At 70.7% G+C, this 21,874-nt stretch carries 20 protein-coding genes and 1 tRNA gene; 15 read left to right on the plus strand and 6 right to left on the minus strand.

The window, feature by feature from the left end; genetic code table 11:
* Positions 1-44: 44 nt before the first annotated feature.
* The gene (locus M4V62_RS24600; protein WP_249589394.1) at positions 45-656 is read right to left on the minus strand and encodes a 5-formyltetrahydrofolate cyclo-ligase; all 612 of its coding nucleotides are present in this window, start codon (positions 654-656) and stop codon (positions 45-47) included.
* A gap of 94 nt (positions 657-750) precedes the next feature.
* On the opposite strand from M4V62_RS24600, the gene galU reads away from it, so the two are divergent.
* The 7 genes from galU to M4V62_RS24635 all read left to right on the plus strand — a co-directional run bounded on the left by galU (position 751) and on the right by M4V62_RS24635 (position 6,495).
* The gene (galU, locus tag M4V62_RS24605; protein WP_249589395.1) at positions 751-1,656 is read left to right on the plus strand and encodes a UTP--glucose-1-phosphate uridylyltransferase GalU; all 906 of its coding nucleotides are present in this window, start codon (positions 751-753) and stop codon (positions 1,654-1,656) included.
* Positions 1,657-1,660: 4 nt separating this feature from the next.
* A complete protein-coding gene (gene glp / locus M4V62_RS24610) occupies positions 1,661-2,992 on the plus strand; it encodes a molybdotransferase-like divisome protein Glp (RefSeq protein WP_249589396.1) in 1,332 nt (443 codons plus the stop codon).
* Positions 2,993-3,171: 179 nt separating this feature from the next.
* Positions 3,172-3,663, plus strand: a complete 492-nt coding sequence (moaC, locus tag M4V62_RS24615; RefSeq protein ID WP_249589397.1) for a cyclic pyranopterin monophosphate synthase MoaC — start codon at positions 3,172-3,174, stop codon at positions 3,661-3,663.
* Positions 3,660-4,160, plus strand: coding sequence for a MogA/MoaB family molybdenum cofactor biosynthesis protein (locus tag M4V62_RS24620; protein WP_249589398.1), 501 nt, complete (start codon positions 3,660-3,662; stop codon positions 4,158-4,160). Before moaC ends, M4V62_RS24620 begins: the two co-directional genes overlap by 4 nt.
* On the plus strand, positions 4,157-4,780 hold the full coding sequence (locus M4V62_RS24625; protein WP_283779166.1) for a GNAT family N-acetyltransferase: 624 nt from the start codon (positions 4,157-4,159) through the stop codon (positions 4,778-4,780). Before M4V62_RS24620 ends, M4V62_RS24625 begins: the two co-directional genes overlap by 4 nt.
* Before the next feature lie 197 nt (positions 4,781-4,977).
* Positions 4,978-6,306, plus strand: coding sequence for a divisome protein SepX/GlpR (gene sepX / locus M4V62_RS24630; RefSeq protein WP_249589400.1), 1,329 nt, complete (start codon positions 4,978-4,980; stop codon positions 6,304-6,306).
* 115 nt (positions 6,307-6,421) lie between these two features.
* Positions 6,422-6,495: transfer RNA gene (locus M4V62_RS24635), tRNA-Ala, on the plus strand.
* Between the two features lie 93 nt (positions 6,496-6,588).
* Here M4V62_RS24635 and M4V62_RS24640 read toward each other — a convergent pair.
* Positions 6,589-7,101, minus strand: coding sequence for a GNAT family N-acetyltransferase (locus tag M4V62_RS24640; protein WP_249589401.1), 513 nt, complete (start codon positions 7,099-7,101; stop codon positions 6,589-6,591).
* A gap of 71 nt (positions 7,102-7,172) precedes the next feature.
* Here M4V62_RS24640 and M4V62_RS24645 point away from each other — a divergent pair, with 71 nt between their 5' ends.
* Both M4V62_RS24645 and M4V62_RS24650 read left to right on the plus strand, forming a co-directional pair.
* Complete coding sequence (locus tag M4V62_RS24645; protein WP_249589402.1) at positions 7,173-7,976, plus strand: exodeoxyribonuclease III; 804 nt, start codon at positions 7,173-7,175, stop codon at positions 7,974-7,976.
* A 76-nt stretch (positions 7,977-8,052) separates the two neighbouring features.
* Complete coding sequence (locus M4V62_RS24650; RefSeq protein WP_249589403.1) at positions 8,053-9,087, plus strand: DUF6528 family protein; 1,035 nt, start codon at positions 8,053-8,055, stop codon at positions 9,085-9,087.
* A gap of 32 nt (positions 9,088-9,119) precedes the next feature.
* Here M4V62_RS24650 and M4V62_RS24655 read toward each other — a convergent pair whose 3' ends face one another.
* Positions 9,120-9,773, minus strand: a complete 654-nt coding sequence (locus M4V62_RS24655) for a MerR family transcriptional regulator (RefSeq protein ID WP_249592971.1) — start codon at positions 9,771-9,773, stop codon at positions 9,120-9,122.
* 177 nt (positions 9,774-9,950) lie between these two features.
* On the opposite strand from M4V62_RS24655, the gene M4V62_RS24660 reads away from it, so the two are divergent.
* From M4V62_RS24660 to M4V62_RS24670, 3 genes are read left to right on the plus strand one after another with little or no spacing between them, the layout of a single operon-like run.
* Positions 9,951-11,534, plus strand: coding sequence for a flavin-containing monooxygenase (locus tag M4V62_RS24660; RefSeq protein WP_249589404.1), 1,584 nt, complete (start codon positions 9,951-9,953; stop codon positions 11,532-11,534).
* Positions 11,531-12,490, plus strand: coding sequence for an alpha/beta fold hydrolase (locus M4V62_RS24665; RefSeq protein ID WP_249589405.1), 960 nt, complete (start codon positions 11,531-11,533; stop codon positions 12,488-12,490). The genes M4V62_RS24660 and M4V62_RS24665 overlap by 4 nt, the downstream gene beginning before the upstream one ends.
* Positions 12,487-13,365, plus strand: a complete 879-nt coding sequence (locus tag M4V62_RS24670; RefSeq protein WP_249589406.1) for an SDR family oxidoreductase — start codon at positions 12,487-12,489, stop codon at positions 13,363-13,365. The genes M4V62_RS24665 and M4V62_RS24670 overlap by 4 nt, the downstream gene beginning before the upstream one ends.
* Before the next feature lie 112 nt (positions 13,366-13,477).
* Here M4V62_RS24670 and M4V62_RS24675 read toward each other — a convergent pair whose 3' ends face one another.
* The gene (locus M4V62_RS24675; RefSeq protein ID WP_249589407.1) at positions 13,478-13,717 is read right to left on the minus strand and encodes a hypothetical protein; all 240 of its coding nucleotides are present in this window, start codon (positions 13,715-13,717) and stop codon (positions 13,478-13,480) included.
* 125 nt (positions 13,718-13,842) lie between these two features.
* Positions 13,843-17,121, minus strand: coding sequence for a S41 family peptidase (locus M4V62_RS24680; RefSeq protein ID WP_249589408.1), 3,279 nt, complete (start codon positions 17,119-17,121; stop codon positions 13,843-13,845).
* A 189-nt stretch (positions 17,122-17,310) separates the two neighbouring features.
* Between M4V62_RS24680 and M4V62_RS24685 the strand changes: the two genes are divergently transcribed.
* Positions 17,311-17,883 carry a TetR/AcrR family transcriptional regulator gene (locus tag M4V62_RS24685; protein ID WP_249592972.1) on the plus strand — a complete coding sequence of 191 codons (573 nt, stop codon included), beginning with the start codon at positions 17,311-17,313 and terminating at the stop codon, positions 17,881-17,883.
* Positions 17,884-17,991: 108 nt separating this feature from the next.
* Complete coding sequence (locus M4V62_RS24690; RefSeq protein ID WP_249589409.1) at positions 17,992-20,232, plus strand: MMPL family transporter; 2,241 nt, start codon at positions 17,992-17,994, stop codon at positions 20,230-20,232.
* A gap of 34 nt (positions 20,233-20,266) precedes the next feature.
* Here M4V62_RS24690 and M4V62_RS24695 read toward each other — a convergent pair whose 3' ends face one another.
* Positions 20,267-20,620, minus strand: a complete 354-nt coding sequence (locus M4V62_RS24695) for an SsgA family sporulation/cell division regulator (RefSeq protein WP_249589410.1) — start codon at positions 20,618-20,620, stop codon at positions 20,267-20,269.
* Positions 20,621-20,811: 191 nt separating this feature from the next.
* Here M4V62_RS24695 and M4V62_RS24700 point away from each other — a divergent pair, with 191 nt between their 5' ends.
* Positions 20,812-21,873, plus strand: coding sequence for an energy-coupling factor ABC transporter permease (locus M4V62_RS24700; RefSeq protein ID WP_249589411.1), 1,062 nt, complete (start codon positions 20,812-20,814; stop codon positions 21,871-21,873).
* Position 21,874 lies beyond the last annotated feature (1 nt).

A 21,874-nucleotide genomic window follows, 5' to 3' on the forward strand; every position in this document is an offset into this window, starting at 1 on the left:
CCTCCACGCGCGCGTGGAGGGCCCTTTGGCGTGCGGGCGGAGGGTCAGCGGAAGCGCCGCACTCCCGACGGCGTGACGACGGCGTGCACCGGCTTGTCGTGCGCCTCCTGGGGTACGTGGGCGACGACCTCCGTGTCGTACAGGAGCACCACCAGGGCGGGATCGGCCCCGGCCCGTCCGAGCCGGGCGAGCACCCTGTCGTAGGACCCGCCGCCGCGCCCGAGCCGCATCCCGCGCTCGTCCACGGCCAGGCCCGGAAGCAGCACGGCGTCCGCCGCCACGACGGCATCGGGACCGAGCCGCGCCCCTGAGGGCTCCAAGAGCGCCATCTTTCCCGGGTGTTGCACGCGGGCCAGCGAGCCCTCGCCCTCATAGGCCGCCCAGTCCAGGTCGTTGTCCGCGAGGAGCACCGGGAGCAGGACCCGCGTCCCGCGCGCGTGGAGGACGTCGAGGAGCGCTCGCGTCCCCGGCTCGCTCCCCACGGAGACGTACGCCGCGACCGTGCGCGCCCCGGCGAGCTCCGGCAGCTCCGATGCGCGGTCGGCGAGAACCGCGGCGGCCTTCTGCGCGTCATCCCTAGTCAACCGGCTTCTCACCGCGAGGAATTCTCCGCGCAATGTGCGCTTGGTTGGCTCGGCCGGGCCGGTTTCTTCCATGGTGCGCTCACAAACCCTTCCAGGTGCGCTCATATGAGAACAAAATGTCCGGAGGCACAGATTCCGCACATACTCACCGGTTATGGTTACCGACATGACTGAGTCTCACCCCCACAGGATCAGCAAGGCTGTCATTCCGGCAGCAGGTCTGGGCACCCGGTTCCTGCCGGCGACCAAGGCCACTCCCAAGGAGATGCTGCCGGTCGTCGACAAGCCGGCGATTCAGTACGTGGTCGAGGAGGCCGCCTCCGCAGGCCTCGATGACGTCCTCATGATCACGGGCCGCAACAAGCGCCCCCTGGAGGACCACTTCGACCGCAACTACGAGCTGGAGTCGGCCCTTCTGAAGAAGGGCGACGAGGCGAGACTGGCGAAGGTCCAGGAGTCCAGCGACCTCGCGACCATGCACTACGTACGCCAGGGAGACCCCAAGGGACTCGGTCACGCCGTCCTGTGCGCCGCGCCGCACGTCGGCGACGAACCGTTCGCCGTCCTCCTCGGCGACGACCTGATCGACCCGCGCGACCCGCTCCTCGCCCGCATGGTCGAGGTCCAGGAGCGGCACGGCGGCAGCGTCATCGCCCTCATGGAGGTGGCCCCCGAGCAGATCCACCTCTACGGCTGCGCGGCGGTCGACGCCACGGACGAGGGTGACGTCGTCAAGGTGACGGGCCTGGTCGAGAAGCCCGACGCGGCGGATGCCCCCAGCAACTACGCCATCATCGGCCGCTATGTCCTTGACCCGCACGTCTTCGACATACTGCGCAAGACCGAGCCCGGCCGCGGCGGCGAGATCCAGCTCACCGACGCACTCCAGCAGCTCGCCGTCGACGAGAAGGTCGGCGGCCCCGTGCACGGCGTCGTCTTCAAGGGCCGCCGCTATGACACCGGCGACCGCGGCGACTATCTGCGTGCCATTGTCAGACTCGCGTGCGAACGTGAAGACCTGGGCCCGGACTTCCAGGCCTGGCTTCGCAGTTACGTGTCCGAGGAGATGTAGCACTTTGAGCAGCAGCGCGACGACCGAAGTCACCGGCCAGGAACACGTCTGGTCGGTGAGCGAGCACCTGGACGACATCCTCGGATCCGTCCGCCCCCTGGAGCCCATCGAGCTCCAACTCCTCGACGCACAGGGCTGCGTCCTCGTCGAGGACGTCACGGTGCCTGTCTCGCTGCCGCCCTTCGACAACAGCTCCATGGACGGATATGCCGTCCGGGTCGCCGACATCGCGGGCGCGAGCGAGGAGTTCCCCGCCGTCCTGACGGTCATCGGTGACGTCGCCGCCGGCCAGGGCGAACAGCCCACCGTCGGCGCGGGCGAGGCCGCCCGCATCATGACCGGCGCCCCGCTGCCGCCCGGCGCGGAAGCCGTCGTCCCCGTGGAGTGGACCGACGGAGGCCTCGGCGAAGGCCCCGTCTCCGGAATGCGCGCGCACAGCGCCGCCCCCGACGGAGCCTTCGGAGAGGTCCGCGTGCACCGCCCCGCCGAGGCACGCGCGCACGTGCGGGCCCGCGGCAGCGACGTCCAGGCCGGTGACCGCGCACTGGCCGCGGGCACGGTCCTCGGCGCCCCGCAGATCGGCCTGCTCGCCGCGATCGGCCGCGGCACGGTCAAGGTGCGCCCGCGCCCCCGCGTGGTCGTCATGTCCACCGGCAGCGAGCTGATCCAGCCCGGCGAGGAGTTGGCCAAGGGCCAGATCTACGACTCCAACAGCTTCTCCCTGACCGCCGCCGCCCGGGAGGCCGGAGCGATCGCCTACCGCGTGGGCGCGGTCGCCGACGACGCCGAGACACTGCGCTCCACCATCGAGGACCAGCTCATCCGCGCCGACCTCATCGTCACCACGGGCGGCGTCAGCGTCGGCGCGTACGACGTCGTGAAGGAAGCACTCTCCTCGGTGGGGGACGAGGACGAGGCCGGCAGCGGCATCGAGTTCCGCAAGCTCGCCATGCAGCCGGGCAAGCCGCAGGGCTTCGGCTCCATCGGCCCCGACCACACCCCGCTGCTCGCACTGCCGGGCAACCCGGTGTCGTCGTACGTCTCCTTCGAGATCTTCGTACGTCCCGCGGTGCGCGCCCTGATGGGCCTCCCGGACGTGCACCGGCCCACGGCGCGCGCGGTGCTCAGCGCCGACAAGGCGCTGACCTCACCCAAGGGGAAGCGACAGTTCCTGCGCGGGCAGTACGACGCCGAGGCGGGCAGCGTGCGGCCCGTGGGCGGCGCCGGCTCCCATCTCGTCGCGGCCCTCGCGCACGCGAACGCGCTGATCGTCGTCCCGGAGGACACCGCATCGGTGGAGCCGGGTGCCGACGTCGAAGTGGTCCTGCTCGGCTGAAAGGCACTCCCGCGCGGTACGGTGTCGCGCACGTAGGCCCCCTAGGGCCTGTCGTCAAACGCCCGTCTGCCCCGCGACGCCATGCACGCACTCTCGTCACACCGGGCGGACGACGGGAGTTTGACGACAGGCCCTAGCGCCGCACCGCGGGAGGGCCCGGACCGGGAGCGCCACAGCACATGAGTAGCCAGCAGCGACTGACGCACATCGACGAAGCGGGCGCGGCCCGCATGGTCGACGTATCCGCGAAGGACGTGACCGCGCGCACCGCCCGCGCCAGTGGCCGCGTCCTGGTATCGCCCCGCGTGATCGAGCTGCTGCGCGGGGAGGGCGTCCCCAAGGGCGACGCCCTGGCCACCGCGCGGATCGCGGGCATCATGGGCGCCAAGCGCACCCCCGACCTGATCCCCCTCTGTCACCCGCTGGCCGTCTCCGGAGTGAAACTCGACCTCTCCGTGGCGGACGACGCCGTCGAGATCCTCGCCACGGTGAAGACGACGGACCGCACGGGCGTCGAGATGGAGGCCCTCACCGCGGTGACCGTCGCCGCCCTCACGGTGATCGACATGGTCAAGGCCGTCGACAAGGGCGCGGTCATCACGGACGTACGCGTCGAGGAGAAGACCGGCGGGAAATCGGGGGACTGGAGCCGCGAAGGAGTCGGCGCATGACCGCCTACCGCGCGCTCGTCGTCACCGCCTCCAACCGCGCTGCCGCCGGTGTCTACGCGGACCGGGGCGGGCCGCTCATCGCCGATGCCCTTGCCGCCCTCGGCTTCGACGTCGAAGGCCCCCAGGTCGTCCCCGACGGCGACCCCGTCGAGCAGGCCCTGCGCGCCGGAGCCGACGCCGGATACGACGTGATCCTCACCACAGGCGGCACCGGCATCTCGCCCACCGACCGCACCCCCGAGGCCACCCGCGCCGTCATCGACCACGAAGTGCCGGGCATCCCGGAGGCGATTCGCGCGTACGGCAGGGAGAAGGTGCCCACGGCCGCGCTCTCCCGAGGCCTCGCCGGAGTCGCGGGGCGCACGCTCATCGTGAACCTGCCGGGCTCCACCGGCGGCGTACGGGACGGCCTCGCCGTCCTGGAGCCCCTGCTGACGCACGCCGTCGAGCAGCTCAGGGGCGGCGACCATCCCAGACCCTCAGGTGGTGCGAGCTGAACAGCCCTTCCTGGCCCGTCGAGCTGACGGACGGCGATGTCGCCCTCCGTCCGATAAAGATGCGCGACCAGAGGCCCTGGCGTGAGGTCAACCGGCGCAACCGGGACTGGCTGCGCCCCTGGGAGGCGACGATCCCGCCGCCCACGCCCAGCGGCCCGATCGTGCACCGCCCGACGTACCGTCAGATGGTCCGGCACCTGCGCGCCGAGGCGCACGCCGGGCGCATGCTGCCCTTCGTGATCGAGTACCAGGGGCGCCTTGTCGGGCAGTTGACGGTCGCCGGGATCACCTGGGGATCGATGTGCTCGGGCCATGTCGGCTACTGGGTCGACCAGTCGGTCGCGGGCCGCGGCGTGATGCCGACCGCCGTCGCGCTCGCGGTCGACCATTGCTTCCGCTCGGTGGGGCTGCACCGTATCGAGGTCTGTATTCGACCGGAGAACGGGCCAAGTCGCAGGGTCGTGGAGAAACTCGGATTCCGCGAGGAGGGGCTTCGTCCACGCTATCTCCACATCGATGGCGCCTGGCGCGACCATCTTGTCTTCGCGCTCACCGCGGAAGAGGTACCGGAAGGGTTGCTGCGGCGCTGGCACCAGGCACGACCCCGGAAGACCGCGTAAATAGAATAAGTGTTTGAAATTGATCGGTGATCGACCGTCTGGGGCCCGACTTGATCCCCCTACGGCATTAATTTCACGGTCTCGGTGACCTGTTGATCGCATCAGTCACAAAAAAAGTTCGAGATATCAGCCAGATCGTGCGACACACCGGCTCAATTGGCAGATGGCCTCAAGCAAACCCCTCTACCGTGTGAGGCGTGAGCAGCAGCGGCCTCATCTACGCAGTCATCGTCGGGGCCTGGGCCGCCTACTTGGTGCCGATGTGGCTCCGTAGGCAGGACGAGCTCAATGAAGCCCGTCCGACGGAACGCTTCAGCACCGCCATCCGGCTCTTGTCCGGACGGGCGGGGATGGAGCGCCGGTACGCCAAGGACCTGCAAGCGCGCTCGCCTGAAGAGGAGGAGTCGCGCGACCCGGACGACGCCACCGGCGCGGTGGACGTCCGGGCCTTCGTCGCGCCCGCGCATCGGCAGGGCGACCAGGAAGAGCGGCCCGAGCCGCAGGCCAAGGCGCCGGTCAAACCCCAGGCGCAGCAGCCTCCCGCACGGTCCAAGCCGCAGCCGGCGGCGCAGTCTCCGGCAAGGCCCTCCGTGAAGGCCCAGGCGAACGCCCCGGCGCAGGCGCAGGCACAGGCGCAGGCACAGGCGCAGGCACAGGCACAGGCACAGGCGTCAGCGCAGGCCCCGGCGAAGAGCGCCGCGCGGCCCCAGCAGTCGCCCGCCCGGCGTGCCGCATCGGCGGAAGCCGCCGCGCGCGCCCGGCGCGTGAAGGTGCTCGCGCGCCGTCGGCGCACGACCGTGATGCTGTTCGTCGCCTTCACGATCGGCACGATCGTCGCCGCGGTCGGCGGGCTCGCGTTCCTCTGGGCGCCCGCCGCACCGGCCGCGCTCCTGAGCGCGTACATCGTGTACCTGCGGGGCCAGGAGCGACGCCGCTTCACCTACACCATGGACCGGCGCCGGGCCGAGGTCGCGGCGCAGCGGCTGCGGGAGCGTCAGCCGCGCAGGCGCGCTTCGAGCGGCGCGGAAGCGGTCGTCGACGACGCGGAGGAAGGACCGGCCCCCGACACGGAGACCGGCCTCTCCGCACTCGCCGCCGACCGCCGGGCCCTGGTCGAGCAGACCGACCACGCCGAGTGGGTCGACCAGCAGCGTGAGCGGCAGCGCCGCCCGGGGCACGGCGACAGCTGGGACCCGGTGCCGGTGCCCCTGCCGACGTACGTGACCGCGCCGGTCGCCCCGCGGGCCACCGGTGACGTCGACCTGGGCGCGCCCGACGCCTGGAGCTCGGCGCGGTCGAGCTCCGTGGAGCCCGCGGCCGACGAGTCGGACGAGGGCGAGTACGCGGAGTACGGCGAGTACGGCGAGTACGTCGAGGACACAGAAGGCGCCGACGGCGTGGACGGGGTCGGCGGTCGCAGTGACGCACGGCGGGCCGCGTCCGCACGCCGGGCCCGCGAGCGCGGACGTACGCCGCTCTTCGATCAGTACGACGACGGGCAGCGCCCCCGGGCCGCCAACGAGTGAGGCCTGACCGGCCGGGCGACCAGCCAGGTCACCGGCCAGGTCACCGGGCAGGTCACCGGCCAGGAACGGATTTCCGAGCACCCGGATCGGGATGCTAGAGTTTCACTCGTTGCAAGGGCCTGTGGCGCAGTCTGGTAGCGCACCTCGTTCGCATCGAGGGGGTCTGGGGTTCAAATCCCCACAGGTCCACTGCACATGAGATCCCGTCCAGTTCATCGAACTGGGCGGGATCTTTGCTGTGCCTCGGATGTGCGGCCTGGGAGAACGTGCGGTTCGGGAGGACTACAGCGGCTTCGCGAAGCAGCGGCTCAGGTCCTCGAAGCGGTAGAGGCCGAACTTGTTGGGGGCCGGGGTGTAGCCGGTCGAGGTGTAGAGGGCTATCGCCTCCGGCTGCTTCGTGCCCGTCTCCAGGACCATGCGCGTACGGCCCGCCGCCCTCGCGTCGTCCTCCAGAGCCGCCAGGATGCGGCGGGCCAGGCCGAGGCCGCGGGCCTCCGGGGTGACGTACATGCGCTTGATCTCGGCGTCGCCGTGCGCGTACCCCTCGTCGTTCTCGTCGTGACCGCGCCAGCCGCCGGTGGCCAGCGGGGTGCCGTTCTCGTCGTACGCGATGAGGTACAGGCCGCGCGGGGCCGTGAACATGGCCGGGTCGAGGGGTGTGACGTCGCCCTCGTCCCCGTACCGCCGCGCGTACTCGAGCTGGACGCGGTCGTTGAGCTCGACCGCGTCGGGGTGGTCGAAGGAGGTGGCGCGCAGCTCTACGGCGGGGCGCTGCAACGATGACTGGATACTCATGCGGACCATCGTACTTCTATGCGGTGGGGATGTGTGCGGGTGTCCATTAAGTGTGCCGGTATCGTTCCGGGATGCTCACAGTGACCAGTGTGAATGTGAACGGGCTGCGCGCCGCCGCCAAGAAGGGCTTCGTCGAGTGGCTCGCCGGGACCTCGGCCGACGTGCTCTGCCTCCAGGAGGTGCGGGCCGAGCCGCAGCAGCTGCCGGAGGGCGTGCGGGAGCCCGAGGGCTGGCACGTCGTGCACGCGCCGGCCGCCGCCAAGGGGCGCGCGGGTGTCTCCCTCTATACGCGCCGTGAGCCGGATCGCGTGCAGATCGGGTTCGGGTCGGAGGAGTTCGACGGCAGTGGGCGCTACGTCGAGGCCGATCTGCCCGGCGTCACGGTCGCGAGCCTCTATCTGCCCTCCGGTGAGGTCGGCACGGAGCGGCAGGACGAGAAGATCCGCTTCATGGGGGAGTTCCTCACGTATCTGAAGGGGCTCAAGCAGCGGGCCGCGGCAGAGGGGCGCCAGGTCGTGGTCTGCGGCGACTGGAACATCGCCCACCAGGAGGCCGACCTCAAGAACTGGAAGGGCAACAAGAAGAACTCGGGCTTCCTGCCCGAGGAGCGTGCCTGGCTCAGTGAGGTCTTCGAGGGGGAGTCCGGCGGCTACGTCGACGTGGTGCGGGCGCTGCATCCCGATGTCGAGGGGCCCTACTCATGGTGGTCCTACCGGGGGCGCGCCTTCGACAACGACACGGGCTGGCGCATCGACTACCACGTGGCGACGCCGGGGCTCGCGGAGCGCGCGGTCAAGGGGTTCGTGGAGCGGGCGGCCAGTCATGACGAGCGGTGGTCGGACCACGCACCCGTCACGGTGGTCTACGACATGTGACGCCGCGCGGCGCCATGGCATGTTGCGGGCACGTACCTGACAATGACTCAACTGTCAGCCGTGTGGGGGAGACTTCATGTCCGGTATGTCATTGCCGTCCCGTCGGGGTGTGCTGCTGAGCGCTCTGGGCGCCGGGATCGGGGCGGGGTTGCCGCTGGCCTCCGCGTCGTCCGCCGCCGCCTCGGGCGGTGTACCCCGGGGCACCCCGCCCGTACTCCTCACGGAACAGGCGACCCAGCACATTCTCGTACTCGATCCGCGGCGCAGGGTCTGGGACCGGGAGGCCGATCCTTCCGTGGTGCGGTGGGCGTTCTCGCCGCATGGGGACGCGCGGTACAAGGACCTTCGGCCCGAGGACAGCTGGGTGTATCCGAGCGAGTCGAAGGTGCGCGGACTCAAGGGGCGTACGTACGTCCTGACGACCGCGTCCTTCGGTTTCGTGGCCGTCGTCGACTACCCCTCGGGCAGGCGCTACTGGGGCACGGCGATCGGCCCCGGCGACGACCTCTTCAATCCGCACAGCGCGGAGATCCTGCCGGACGGCAATGTCGCGGTGGCGTGCAGCACGGGTGCTCTGGTCAGGCTGTACGCGGCGTCGCAGGGGCCGCGAGCGTCGCGGTACGCCGAGGCGGAGCTCAAGGGCGCGCACGGGCTGCACTGGGACGGCGGGCGCGAGGTGCTGTGGGCCATCGGCGACGACGAGCTGGTCACGTATGAGGTGGGCGGCACGCGGGCCAGGCCCGAGCTGACGCGTCGGTCCTCGGTCGGACTCCCGATCGGGACACCGGGCAAGACCCCCGGCGGCCACGACCTCTTCCCCGTGGCGGGGCGTCCGGACCGGCTCTGGGTGACGACGAACGCGTCCGTCTTCCAGTACGACATCCGGGGCGGGGTCTTCGTGCAGGACTTCGCGGGGGCCGCGGAGATCTCCCGGAAGTCGGTCAAGGGCGTCGGCAACGATCCGCGGACGGGACAGGTCATCACCACCGTGCCGGAGAGCGGGCTCGAGGAGACCTGGTGGACGACGAAGGTGGGCGTGCATCAGCCGCAGAGTGAGTACAAGCTGGTCGGCGGCGGGATCTACAAGGCGCGGTGGTTCCTGCCGAGGTAGGGGCGTCCGGGCCGGGGCGGGCCGCGGCGGGGCTACGCCTCCTCCGCCTCCTCCGGCTTCTCCGAGGCGAGGCGGCGGTCCAGGGCCATCGACAGCTCCGCCTCCACCACGCTCTTCGCCAGCGGGCGCAGGCGGTCGATGCTGACGTCGCCCGCATCGGGCGGCGTGTGGGCGCGGATGATCGTGATGAACAACTCCGCCAGCGCGTCCGCGTGTTCGCGCACGCGCTGGCCCGCCTCCAGGACCGCCGCCAGCGGTATGCCCTCGCGGACCAGGGCCGACGAGACGTCCAGGAGGCGGCGGCTGACGTGCACGATCTCCTCGCCGTCCGTGCCGAGGTAGCCGAGGTCGAGGGCCGCGGCGAGGTTCTCGGGGGTGACCTCGCCCGCGAAGTGGTCGGCCAGTTCCTCGGGGGTGAGGCGGACCGGGGTCTCCTCGGTGGGTTCGCCGATGCCGAGGAGCTCGCCGACGTCGCGGCCGTTCTCGAAGGCCTCCGCCAGTTCCGCGATGCCGCTCAGGGTGTGGCCACGGTCGAGGAGCGCGGCGATCGTGCGCAGTCTGGCCAGGTGGTGGTCGTCGTACCAGGCGATACGGCCCTCGCGGCGGGGCGGCGGGATCAGGCCGCGCTCACGGTAGAAGCGCACGGTGCGCACCGTGATACCGGCCGCCTTGGCCAGCTCCTCCATGCGGTACTCGCGTGTCTCTGCCACGGCAGCAGCCTATGTGCTGCCGGATCGTGCGCGTGTTCTACCGGCGGTAACTCACGACGCCAGACCCCTACCCATCAGTACGCAGCTGTTCTACTCTCCCAATTGCGCCAGTGGTCACTGGCAGAGTCGTGAAGCAGTTCGGGAGGCGGCGGCATGGCCGAGGACGAGCGCCAGCAGGAGCGCGGGCAGGGGTCCGAGCTCGGGGGCGAACGCGAGCATGTGCGGGTGGCGGTGATCGGGTCCGGCTTCGGCGGGATCGGTGCCGCGGTCCGGCTGCGCCGGGAGGGCGTCACCGACTTCGTCGTCCTGGAGCGGGCCGGCGCGGTGGGCGGCACCTGGCGGGACAACAGCTACCCGGGCTGCGCGTGCGACGTGCCCTCGCATCTGTACTCGTTCTCCTTCGCGCCCAACCCCGACTGGCCGCGCACCTTCTCGGGCCAGGAGAAGATCCAGGAGTACCTGGAGCAGGTCGCCGACACCTTCCGGCTGCGCTCGCACATCCGCCTCAACACCGAGGTGACACAGCTGCGTTGGGACGCGGACAAGCTGTGGTGGGAGGTCGAGACCAGCGACGGCACCCTCACCGCCGACGTCGTCGTCTCCGCCACCGGGCCGCTCTCCGACCCCAAGCTCCCCGACATTCCCGGCCTGGACACCTTCGAGGGCAAGGTCTTCCACTCCGCGCGCTGGGACCACGACTACGACCTGCGCGGCAAGCGCGTCGCGATGATCGGAACCGGCGCGTCCGCCATCCAGATCGTGCCCGCGATCCAACGCGAGGTCGGCAGGCTCACCCTCTTCCAGCGCACTCCGCCCTGGGTGATGCCACGCATGGACCGCGCCATCAGCAAGGCCGAGCGCTGGGTGCACCGCCAGCTGCCGTTCACCACGCACGCCCGGCGCGGAATCCTGTGGGGCATAAGGGAGTTGCAGGTCCAGGCGTTCACCAAGCGGCCGAACGAGCTCGGCGCGGTCGAGCAGCTCGCCAAGCGGAACATCGCACGCGCCATCAAGGACCCGGCGCTGCGGGCCAAGCTGACGCCCTCGTACCGCATCGGCTGCAAGCGGATCCTGCTCTCCAACACCTATTACCCGGCGCTCGCGCAGCCCAATGTGGACGTCGTCGCCAGCGGGCTCAGCGAGGTGCGCGGGAACACCGTCGTCGCCGCGGACGGCACCGAGACCGAGGTCGACGTGATCATCTTCGGTACGGGATTCCATGTGACGGACATGCCGATCGCCAACCGCGTGGTGGGCGCCGACGGCGGGACGCTGATGGAGTCCTGGAAGGACGGGATGAAGTCCCTGCGCGGCGCGACCGCCGCGGGCTTCCCCAACTTCATGACGGTCATCGGCCCGAACACCGGTCTCGGCAACTCCTCGATGATCCTGATGATCGAGTCCCAGCTGAACTATCTCGCCGACTACATGCGGCAGTTGGACGTCCTGGGCGACCGCGCCGCGCTCGCCGCGCGGATGAGCGCCGTGCACGCCTGGAACGACCAGGTGCAGGAGCGCATGAAGCGCACCGTGTGGAACACCGGCGGCTGCAACAGCTGGTACCTCGACGAGAACGGCGTGAACACCACGATCTGGCCGGGTACGACGAGCGAGTTCCGGGGTGCCACGCGGCGGGTCGATCTCGCCGAGTACGAGGTGGTGCGGCCGCCGAAGGTGAGTGCGGAGGCGGCGAGGCCGAAGTCCCGTAAGGCGAAGAAGGTCGAGGCAGAGGCATGAGCAGGCTGACGCATGTGACGAGCGGGCCCTTCGCCCCGCCCCCCGCCGCACGGGAGCTGACCGTCGTGTCGGCAGACGGCGCACGGCTGCACGCCGAGGTGCACGGTCCCGAGGGCGCGCCCGCCGTTGTGCTCGCGCACGGGTGGACGTGCTCGACCGCCTTCTGGGCGGCGCAGATACGTGACCTGGCCGTCGACCACCGGGTGATCGCGTACGACCAGCGGGGGCACGGGCGCAGTGCCGCGCCGGACGGCGTCGAGGGCTACAGCACGACCGCACTCGCCGACGACCTGGAGGCGGTGCTCGCGGCGACGCTGGAGCCCGGGGAGCGGGCCGTGCTCGCCGGGCACTCCATGGGCGGCATGACGATCATGGCCGCGAGCACGCGGGCAGGGTTCCGGGAGCACGCGGCGGCGGTTCTGCTGTGCAGCACGGGGAGTTCGCGGCTCGTCGCCGAGTCGCTCGTGGTGCCGATGCGGGCCGGTTGGCTGCGGACGCGGATCACGCGGTCGGTCCTCGGCGCGAAGGCGCCGCTGGGGCCCGTGACGCCGCTGGCCCGCAAGATCCTCAAGTACGCGACGATGGGCGCCGGTTCGCCCCCGGAGCGGGTCGATGTGTGCGCGCGGATCGTGCACGGGTGCCCGAGGGTGGTCCGCTACCGCTGGTCGCATGTGCTCGACGAGCTCGAACTCGACGCGGGCGTCCTGGAGTTGACGGTGCCGACCGCGGTCGTCGCGGGCACCGCGGACCGGATGACGCCCGTCGCGGGCGCGCGGCGCATCGCCGCGATGCTGCCGGACTCCCTCGGTCTCACCGAGCTGCCGGGGCTCGGTCACATGACGCCGGTCGAGGCGCCGGAAGCGATAACGGCGGGGATCAGGGATCTCGTGGAGTCGTACGTACGGGTGGACGCGTCACAGTCACAGGTCCAGGGACTTGAGGGGAGCAGCGCATGAGCAAGGTCAGCCTGGAGGGTCAGGTCGCGGTCGTCACCGGGGCGGCGCGGGGCGTGGGGGAACTGCTCGCGCGCAAGCTGTCGGCGCGGGGCGCGAAGATCGCGCTCGTCGGCCTGGAGCCGGACGAGCTGAAGCAGGTGGCGGGGCGGCTGCACACGGAGGCCGAGGCCTGGCACGCGGACGTGACGGACCATGTCGCGATGGCCCGGGTCGCCCAGGAGGTCAAGGAGCGGTTCGGGAAGGTCGACATCGTCGTCGCCAACGCGGGCGTCGCCAACGGCGGTCCTTTCGTCGAGTCCGACCCCGAGGCGTGGCGCCGGGTGATCGAGGTCAACCTCATCGGCAGCGCGGTGACGGGCAGGGCGTTCCTGCCGGTGTTGATGGAGAGCCGCGGCTATCTCCTCCAGATCGCCTCGCTGGCGGCGATCACTCCGGCACCGATGATGACGGCGTACTGCGCTTCGAAGTCGGGTGTCGAGGCGTACGCGCACTGTCTGCGGGCCGAGGTCGGCTACAAGGGCGTGAAGGTGGGCGTCGGTTACCTGTCCTGGACGGACACGGACATGGTGCGGGGCGCGGACCAGGACGACGTGATGCGGGAGTTGCGGCAGCGCCTGCCGTGGCCGGCCAGCAAGACGTACCCGCTGGGTCCGGCGGTGGACCGGATCGTCGCCGGGATCGAGCGCCGGTCCAGCCATGTGTACGCGCAGTGGTGGCTGCGGGGGATGCAGGGCATCCGGGGGTACCTGCCGGGGGTCATCGGCTCGGTGGGCCAGCGCGAGATGCGGAGGTTCGAGCCCCGGCTCGGGTCGGTCTCCACGGGGCTCGTGGGGGCGGGGGGCTCCGCCGATGAGCAGGGCCGTGCGGGGCGGTAGTTGATTCCTTGGGTCCTGCTGCCGGGCGGGCAGGAGGCGCACCGTGCCCCCACGGCGGTGGGGCCCGCCCGGCGTCCCGGGTGGGCCCCACTGGTCAAAGCTCAGCGCAGCGTCAGGCGTCGTAGTCCTGGTTGAACTTGTCCTGCTGCTCCCGCGCCGCACGCTGCGCGTCGTCAGGAGACTTCGCGGAACGCTCACGCGCCTGCTCCTGGGCCTGCGAGCCGCGCTCCTGCGCGTCGTCGCGGGCCTGCGAGGCGCGCTCGCTCGCCTCGTCCTTCTCGCCACCCATGGCGCCCTTCGCCTTGGCGGAGAGGTCGTTGGCCTTGTCCTGGAACTGGTCCTTGATGCCCATGCGGTTCACTCCTAGAGGGTGAGGTTGGAAGGGCCTCGACCAGACTTACATGAGGGCACATTCCTCGCATTTCGATCATTGACCGGCAGTGACGAACCGCGAAAAGCCCTGCCCGGGACGGTCCGCTACTCCCGCGGCGGAAGCTTCGGCCGCCGCCGGTCCGGCACGTCGTCCAGGCCCGGCGGAGTCGCCGCGGGCTGCCGTGCCAGGAGGTCGAGCGCCACCCCCACCGCGTCGTCGAGCTGGGCGTGCCGGCCCTCCGCCCAGTCCAGGGGCGTGCGCAGGACCTCCAGGTCCGGGGTCACGCCGTGGTTCTCCACGGACCAGCCGTACTCGTCGAACCACCCCGCGTTCATCGGCACCGTGATGATCGTCCCGTCACCGAGCACGTGCCGCCCGGTCATCCCCACCACGCCGCCCCACGTGCGCTGGCCCACCACAGGGCCGAGGCCGAGCAGCTTGAAGGCCGCCGTGATCATGTCGCCGTCCGATGACGTCGCCTCGTCGGCCAGGGCCACCACAGGGCCTCGGGGCGCATTCGACGCGTACGACACCGGCTGGGCGTTGCGTGTCAGGTCCCAGCCCAGGATCTTCCGCGTCAGCTTCTCGACCACCAGCTCGCTGATGTGGCCCCCCGCGTTGCCGCGCACGTCCACGATCAGGGCCGGACGCGAGACCTCAAGGCGCAGGTCCCGGTTGAACTGCGCCCAGCCGGAGCCGCCCATGTCGGGGATGTGCAGGTAGCCGCACTTGCCCGCGCTCAACTCCCGTACGACCTCACGGCGTTTGGCCACCCAGTCCTGGTAGCGCAGGGGGCGTTCGTTGATGAGGGGGACGATCGCCACCCTCCTCGCCCTTCCCTCCCGCTCCGCCGGCTGGAACGTCAGCTCCACCGTCGTGCCGCCCGCGGCCGCGAGCAGGGGGAAGGGGCCCGCCACCGGGTCCACCGGGCGGCCGTCGATGTGCGTGAGGACCGCGCCCTCGCGGATGCCCGCGCCCGCGAGCGGCGAGCGCGCCTTGGAGTCGGAGGAGTCGCCCGGCAGGATCCGCTTGATCATCCAACTGCCGTCCCGGCAGACCAGGTTGGCGCCGAGCAGGCCCATCGCCCGCTGGTAGTGGGGTGGTCCTTCGTTGCGGCGGGCCGCGGTCACGTACGCATGGGACGTGCCCAGTTCGCCCAGGACCTCGCGGAGCAGGTCCGCGAACTCGTCGGGGGACGCGACCCGTTCCACCAGCGGACGGTACTGGTCCAGGATCGCGGGCCAGTCGATGCCGCACATGTGCGGCTCCCAGAAGTAGGCGCGGATGAGGCGGCCCGCCTCGTCGTAGGCCTGGCGCCATTCGGCCGCCGGGTCGACCTCGTGCAGGATGCGGCGCAGGTCGATCCAGACGGTCGTGTCGACGTCACCGGTCTCCGTGGAGGGCACCGCGCGCAGATCGCCCTCGTCGACCACCACGAGCCGCGAGCCGTCGCCGCTGAGCGCGAACCAGTCGAGGTGGTCGACAAGCGCGGACTTCTTCCCCTTGGTGATGTTGAAGTACTCCAGGGTGGGGCGGCCCGAGGTGTCCGAGGGGTTGGCGAACGTCTCGCCGAGCGCGCCCGAGATCGGCCAGCGCAGCCAGACGAGGCCGCCGCCGCTGACGGGGTGGAGCGCCGAGTACTTCGACGCCGATACCGGGAACGGCGTCACCCTGCTCTCCAGGCCCTCCACCTCCACGATCACCGCGCCGTCCTCCGAACCGCCGTCGGCCGGGTCGAGCCCGCCCGCCGCGGGGCGGCCGTCGGGGGAGAGCGCGAAGGGGGAGGGGGTCGCCGACGAGAGGGGGACCAGGTAGGGGCGGCAGCCGAGCGGGAAGGACAGATCGCCGGTGTGCACGTCGTAGACCGGGTCGAAGCCGCGCCAGGACAGGAACGCCAGATAGCGGCCGTCGCGGGTGAAGACCGGGTTCTCGTCCTCGAAGCGGCCGTTGGTCACGTCGACGATCGTGCGGGCGCCCGGACCGTGGATGCGGGCCATCTTGATCTGCCGGAGGGATCGGCCGATGCCCGGGTGCGACCAGGTCAGCCAGGCCCCGTCCGGCGAGAACGCCAGGTCACGGACCGGGCCGTTGATGGAGCGGATCAGCTCCGTCACCTCGCCGTTCGACTCCTCGGTCGCGTCGACCAGGAGGAGCCTGCCGTCGTTCGAGGCGATCGCGAGCCGTTCGCCGTCCGGGTCGGAGAGCAGCTCCAGGACCCGGCCGAGCTCGCCCTGTGCCAGCCTGCGCGGCTCGCGCTCGCCGCTGGCGCGCGGCAGATAGGCGATCTCGACGGCGTCCTCGCCCTCCGCGTCGGTGACGTAGGCGACCTGCCCGCCCTTGCCGAGCATCTCCGGGAGCCGCACGCGCACGCCCGGGGTGTCCGTGATGGTGCGGGCGGGCCCGTCCCGGTGCGTGAGCCAGTACAGGCTGCCGCGTACGACGACGGCGCTGGCCCGGCCCGTCGTGTCCACGGAGAGCGAGTCGACGTGCTGCGCGGCCGGCACCTGATAGATCCGGCGTCCGGCGCGCGGCCCGCCCAGGCGTACGTCGAGGCGGCGCGGCACGGAGCCTGCGGACAGGTCGTCCACCAGCCAGACGTCGCCCGCGCACTGGTAGACGACGCGCGTGCCGTCGCTGGAGGCGTGCCGGGCGTAGAACGCGTCGTGGTCGGTGTGCCGCCGCAGGTCGGAGCCGTCCGGCAGGCAGGAGTACAGGTTGCCGACGCCCTCGTGGTCGGAGAGGAAGGCGATCCTGCCGTCCACGAACATCGGGGCGTCCAGGTGTCCGTCGAGGTCGGGCAGGAGCTGCTCGCCGTGCAGCCACAGGCGGCCCGTCGCCCCGCCCCGGTAGCGCTTCCAGGCGGCGGGCTCGTGCGGCGGCTTCCCGGTCAGGAGGAGGGTCTTGCGCTCGCCCTCGATGTCGTTGACCGCGATGTCGTACACCGGACCCCAGGGCAGCTTGCCGCCGGGTGATCCGTCGGTCGGCACGCTGTAGGCCCAGCAGAAGTAGGAGAAGGGCTGGCCGTGCGAGGAGACGGCGAGGATGTCGCCGTCGGGGGACCAGCCGCAGACCCGGGTGTCCGTGCTCCCCCAGTAGGTGAGCCGCCGGGACGGGCCGCCGTCCACCGGGGCGAGATGGATCTCCGGGTCGAGGCTGCGCCATGTCGTGTACGCGATGTGGCGGCCGTCCGGCGAGAAGCGCGGATGGCTCACCTTGGTCCGGTCGACGGTCACCCGCCAGGCCCGGCCCGCGGGCGCGCCGTCGGGGTTCAGCGGGGCCACCCAGAGATCGTCCTCGGCCGCGAAACAGAGACGGTCGCCGCTGAGGTGCGGAAATCGCAGGTAGGCGTGGTCAGCATGGGCTTCATCGCGCGCGTCGGTCACTTCACCATGCTTTTCCGGTGCGCAGGGCCCGGCAACTCGTACACGGGGGCGGAAGGGAGTGCGGAGCCGCGGAGCGCGTGACGCAGCACACGTACGAAACGGTTTCGTTTCGTTAAGGCCGCGGGTACAGTCATGGCGTACGGAACGGTTTCGACGAGGAGCGGAGGGATCATGGCTGAGGCGGCAACGGTGCGGCGCAGCCGGATCACACCCGAGCGCGAGGCCGAGCTGTATGCGGCCGTGCTCGATCTGCTCCGCGAGGTCGGCTATGAAGCGCTGACGATGGACGCCATCGCGGCCCGCACGAAATCCAGCAAGGCCACCCTCTACCGCCAGTGGGGGAGCAAGCCGGAGCTGATCGTCAGGGCGCTGCGGGCCAACAAGCCGGTGTCCATCGAGGACATCGACACCGGGTCCCTCCGCGGTGACCTCCTGGAGTCCGCGAACCGTTCGGACGACTGCCAGATGGAGCGGGACGCCGCGCTGATGCGGAGCCTGTTCCATGCCATTCACGAGAACCCCGAACTCCACCAGGCGCTCAGGCAGTTGCTCATCGAGCCGGAGATCACCGGCCTGAACGAACTGCTGCGCAGGGCCGTGGAGCGCGGTGAAGTGGCCGCGGACAACCCCGCGTTGGACTACGTCATCCACATGATGGTCGGCGGCTTCGTCGCCCGTGACCTGATCGAGGACCGCACGGTCGACCGTGAGTTCCTCCGTTCCTACATCGACGCCGTGATCCTCCCCGCTCTCGGCGTCTGATCCACCCCTCTCACAGGACCACCCCCTCCACCTGACGCGACCGCTCACGTCGTCGGGCTGATCCCCCCTGCCCTGTAGACACCACGACCTGACCGGGAGTACGCCCTCGTGGCCACTTTCCTTTACAAAATGGGCCGACTCGCCTTCAGGCGACGGCACTTCGTCGCCCTGATCTGGGTGGCGCTCCTGACGCTCGCCGGAGTCGGCGCCGCGTCCGCGCCCACCGCCGCCTCCAGCTCCTTCTCCATTCCGGGGACGGAGGCCCAGAAGGCCTTCGACCTGCTCGACGAGCGTGTGCCCGAGGCCAAGGCCGACGGCGCGAGCGCCCGTGTCGTCTTCAAGGCGCCGGACGGCGAGAAGGTCACGGACCCGGCCAACAAGGCCGAGATCCAGAAGACCGTCGCCGCCCTCAAGTCCGGTTCGGACGAGGTGGCCAGGGCGGACAGCCCCTTCCAGACCAAGACGGTCAGCAAGGACGGCTCCACCGCGTACGCCTCGGTCTCGTACAAGGTCACCTCGATGGAGCTGACCGACGAGAGCCGTGACGCGCTGGAGAAGACGACCGACCAGGCGCGGGAGTCCGGGCTCACGGTGGAGGTCGGCGGCGACGCGCTGCAGGCCATGCCCGAGACCGGGGCCACCGAGATCATCGGCATCGCGGTCGCGGCCGTCGTCCTCGTCATCACCTTCGGCTCGCTGATCGCTGCGGGGCTTCCCCTGCTCACCGCGCTGATCGGCGTGGGCATCGGTGTCTCCTCGATCACCGCGCTCGCCAGCGCGCTGGACCTGGGGACGACCACCTCCACGCTCGCCATGATGATCGGCCTCGCGGTCGGCATCGACTACGCGCTCTTCATCGTCTCGCGCTACCGCGGCGAACTCGCCGACGGCCGGGACCGCGAGGACGCGGCGGGCCGCGCGGTGGGGACGGCCGGTTCGGCCGTGGTCTTCGCCGGGCTCACCGTCGTCATCGCCCTTGTCGGCCTCGCCGTGGTGAACATCCCGATGCTCACCAAGATGGGCTTCGCGGCCGCCGGCACGGTGGTCATCGCCGTACTCATCGCACTCACCCTGATCCCGGCGCTGCTCGGCTACGCGGGCAAGAAGGTCAAGCCCACGGGCGAGAAGAGCAAGGTGCTCGGCGGTGGCAGGAAGAAGGCCGCCGCCGCTGAAGGCGCCGAGCCGAAGGACAACCTCGGCACCCGCTGGGCACGCTTCGTCGTCCGCCGTCCGCTCACCGTCCTGCTCGTCGGTGTCATCGGCCTGGGCGCCGCCGCACTGCCCGTCTCCTCCCTCGAACTGGGCCTCCCGGACGACGGCGCACAGCCGACGTCCACGACCCAGCGCAAGGCGTACGACCTGGTGTCCGACGGATTCGGGCCCGGCTTCAACGGCCCGCTGATGACGGTCGCCGACCTCAAGGGTTCCGACGACCCGAAGGCCGCGGCCGGTGAGATCACCAAGACGATCTCCGGACTCGACGACGTCCTCTCGGTCGCCCCGCCGATGATCAACAAGGCGGGCGACACGGCGATCATCAGCGTCGTCCCGTCCTCCAAGCCCAGCGGCATCGAGACCGAGAACCTCGTCCACTCGATCCGCGACGCGGGCGCCGACATCAAGTCCGACACCGGCGCGAGCGTCATGGTCACCGGCACGACGGCCATGAACATCGACGTCTCACAGAAGCTGAACGACGCCCTGCTGCCCTACCTGGCACTGGTCGTCGGCCTCGCCTTCCTCCTCCTGATCGTCGTCTTCCGCTCGATCCTGGTCCCGCTCAAGGCGGCGCTCGGCTTCCTGCTCTCGGTCCTCGCGGCCCTGGGCGCGGTCGTCGCGGTCTTCCAGTGGGGCTGGCTCGGCTCGCTCTTCGGCGTCGAGCAGACCGGCCCGATCATGAGCATGATGCCGATCTTCATGGTGGGCGTCGTCTTCGGCCTCGCGATGGACTACGAGGTCTTCCTCGTGACGCGCATGCGCGAGGCGTACGTCCACGGGGAGCGGCCCGGCCAGGCCATCGTGACCGGCTTCCGGCACGGGGCGCGCGTGGTCTCGGCGGCCGCCGTGATCATGATGGCCGTCTTCGCGGGGTTCATCGGGTCCAGCGAGCAGATGGTGAAGATGATCGGCTTCGGTCTCGCGATCGCCGTCTTCTTCGACGCGTTCATCGTGCGCATGGCGCTGGTCCCGGCCGTGCTCGCGCTGCTCGGCAAGAAGGCGTGGTGGCTGCCGAAGTGGCTGGACCGCGCGCTGCCGAACGTCGACGTCGAGGGCGAGGGGCTGCGTGACGCCGACGAGGCCGGCCCGCAGGGCCCGTCGGACGAGGACCGGGAGCTCACGCGCGTCTGACCCGCGCGTCTGACCCGCGCGTGTGACCCGCGCGTCAGTGGGGAACGGGGGCGGCCGCGTACGTGCGGCGCAGAAAGCGGATCAGCGCCGAAGCGTCGAACTGCACGACCGCCACCCCCTGCGCGGAGTGGAACTCCATGACCGTCTGGACCCGCCCGCAGGGCCAGATGTGCACGTCGCCGCTGGTGGTCGGGGCCCGCAGGCCCTGTTCGAGCAGCTGCCGGGCGAAGGTCCATTCGTGGGAACCCTCGTGTGAACCAGGGAGGCCGATCCGCACCGCTTGCGGGTCGGCCTCCGGGTCGTACCGGAGGACGGCGGGGACGGTGAGCTGGTCGTCAGGGGAGTCCGTGACGACGTGGGCACGTGCGAACTGCTCTACTGCGGACATCGCGAACTCCTCACCATCACGTGCCTTCTGCCCTCTAATGTCCCATATATTCCGATTCTTGCTCCAAGTGTGACCGGGATAACTGGGTAAGCGCCGCTCTTGCAAGCCGTTCGCAACAAGGCACTATCATTGAACGGTTCACGAGCGATCCGCTCTGCCTTCCTCTTCCTGTCCTGCCCAGGAGCGCGCGCATGCATGTCCCCGACGGATTCATCAACGCACCCGTCTCCGCCGCCACCGGGGTCATCGCCGCCGGAGCGATAGCCGTCAGCCTCCGTGGCGCACGGCGCGAACTGGACGAACGGACGGCGCCGCTGGCCGGCCTCGTGGCCGCGTTCATCTTCGCGGTGCAGATGCTGAACTTCCCGGTCGCCGCGGGCACCAGCGGACACCTGCTCGGCGGGGCGCTCGCCGCGATACTCGTCGGCCCCTACACAGGCGTCCTGTGCGTGTCCGTCGTCCTCCTCATGCAGGGCGTCCTCTTCGCGGACGGCGGCCTGACCGCGCTCGGCGTGAACATCACGGACATGGCGATCGTCACGACCGTCGTGGCCTATCTCATCTTCCGCGGCCTGGTGAAGGTGCTCCCGCGCACCCGCCGCTCCATCACCGCCTCCTCCTTCGTCGCCGCGCTGATCTCCGTGCCCGCCGCCGCGGTCGCCTTCACGTTCCTCTACGCGCTCGGCGGCACCACCGACGTCTCCATCGGCAAGGTCGCCACGGCCATGATCGGCGTGCACGTCCTCATCGGCATCGGCGAGGCGGCCATCACCGCGCTCACCGTCGGCGCCGTCATCGCCGTCCGCCCCGACCTCGTGTACGGCGCCCGCGGCCTGACCCAGAAGCTCAAGCTCCGCGTCGGCGGCGAACTGGTCGACGCCCCGGCGGCCGAAGAGCCCGCTCCCGTCGCCGCCCGCTCGCACCGCAAGGTGTGGATCGCGGGCCTTGTCACCTCCCTTGTCCTCGCGGGCTTCGTCAGCTTCTACGCCTCCGCGAACCCCGACGGCCTGGAGAAGGTCGCCCACGACAAGGGCATCGACAAGAAGGCCGAGGAGCACGCCACCTCGGACTCCCCGCTCGCCGACTACGGCGTCAAGGACATCACCGACAGCCGCCTCTCCGGCGGCCTCGCGGGCGTCATCGGCGTCGGCGTCACCGTCGTCGCGGGCTCGGCGGTCTTCTGGGCGCTGCGCCGCCGCCGTACGACGGACACGGACCCGGCGTCGACGACGTCGGTCTCCGAGAACGCCTGAC

It is taken from the genome of Streptomyces durmitorensis, from assembly GCF_023498005.1.
GTDB classification, from domain to species: domain Bacteria; phylum Actinomycetota; class Actinomycetes; order Streptomycetales; family Streptomycetaceae; genus Streptomyces; species Streptomyces durmitorensis.

Coding starts and splice junctions, on each gene's coding strand:
- M4V62_RS24600 (WP_249589394.1), bottom strand. CDS start 656: ATGGAAGAAACCGGCCCGGCCGAGCCAACCAAGCGCACATTGCGCGGA.
- galU (WP_249589395.1), top strand. CDS start 751: ATGACTGAGTCTCACCCCCACAGGATCAGCAAGGCTGTCATTCCGGCA.
- moaC (WP_249589397.1), top strand. CDS start 3,172: ATGAGTAGCCAGCAGCGACTGACGCACATCGACGAAGCGGGCGCGGCC.
- M4V62_RS24620 (WP_249589398.1), top strand. CDS start 3,660: ATGACCGCCTACCGCGCGCTCGTCGTCACCGCCTCCAACCGCGCTGCC.
- M4V62_RS24640 (WP_249589401.1), bottom strand. CDS start 7,101: ATGAGTATCCAGTCATCGTTGCAGCGCCCCGCCGTAGAGCTGCGCGCC.
- M4V62_RS24645 (WP_249589402.1), top strand. CDS start 7,173: ATGCTCACAGTGACCAGTGTGAATGTGAACGGGCTGCGCGCCGCCGCC.
- M4V62_RS24650 (WP_249589403.1), top strand. CDS start 8,053: ATGTCCGGTATGTCATTGCCGTCCCGTCGGGGTGTGCTGCTGAGCGCT.
- M4V62_RS24655 (WP_249592971.1), bottom strand. CDS start 9,773: ATGGAGGAGCTGGCCAAGGCGGCCGGTATCACGGTGCGCACCGTGCGC.
- M4V62_RS24660 (WP_249589404.1), top strand. CDS start 9,951: ATGGCCGAGGACGAGCGCCAGCAGGAGCGCGGGCAGGGGTCCGAGCTC.
- M4V62_RS24665 (WP_249589405.1), top strand. CDS start 11,531: ATGAGCAGGCTGACGCATGTGACGAGCGGGCCCTTCGCCCCGCCCCCC.
- M4V62_RS24670 (WP_249589406.1), top strand. CDS start 12,487: ATGAGCAAGGTCAGCCTGGAGGGTCAGGTCGCGGTCGTCACCGGGGCG.
- M4V62_RS24675 (WP_249589407.1), bottom strand. CDS start 13,717: ATGGGCATCAAGGACCAGTTCCAGGACAAGGCCAACGACCTCTCCGCC.
- M4V62_RS24695 (WP_249589410.1), bottom strand. CDS start 20,620: ATGTCCGCAGTAGAGCAGTTCGCACGTGCCCACGTCGTCACGGACTCC.
- M4V62_RS24700 (WP_249589411.1), top strand. CDS start 20,812: ATGCATGTCCCCGACGGATTCATCAACGCACCCGTCTCCGCCGCCACC.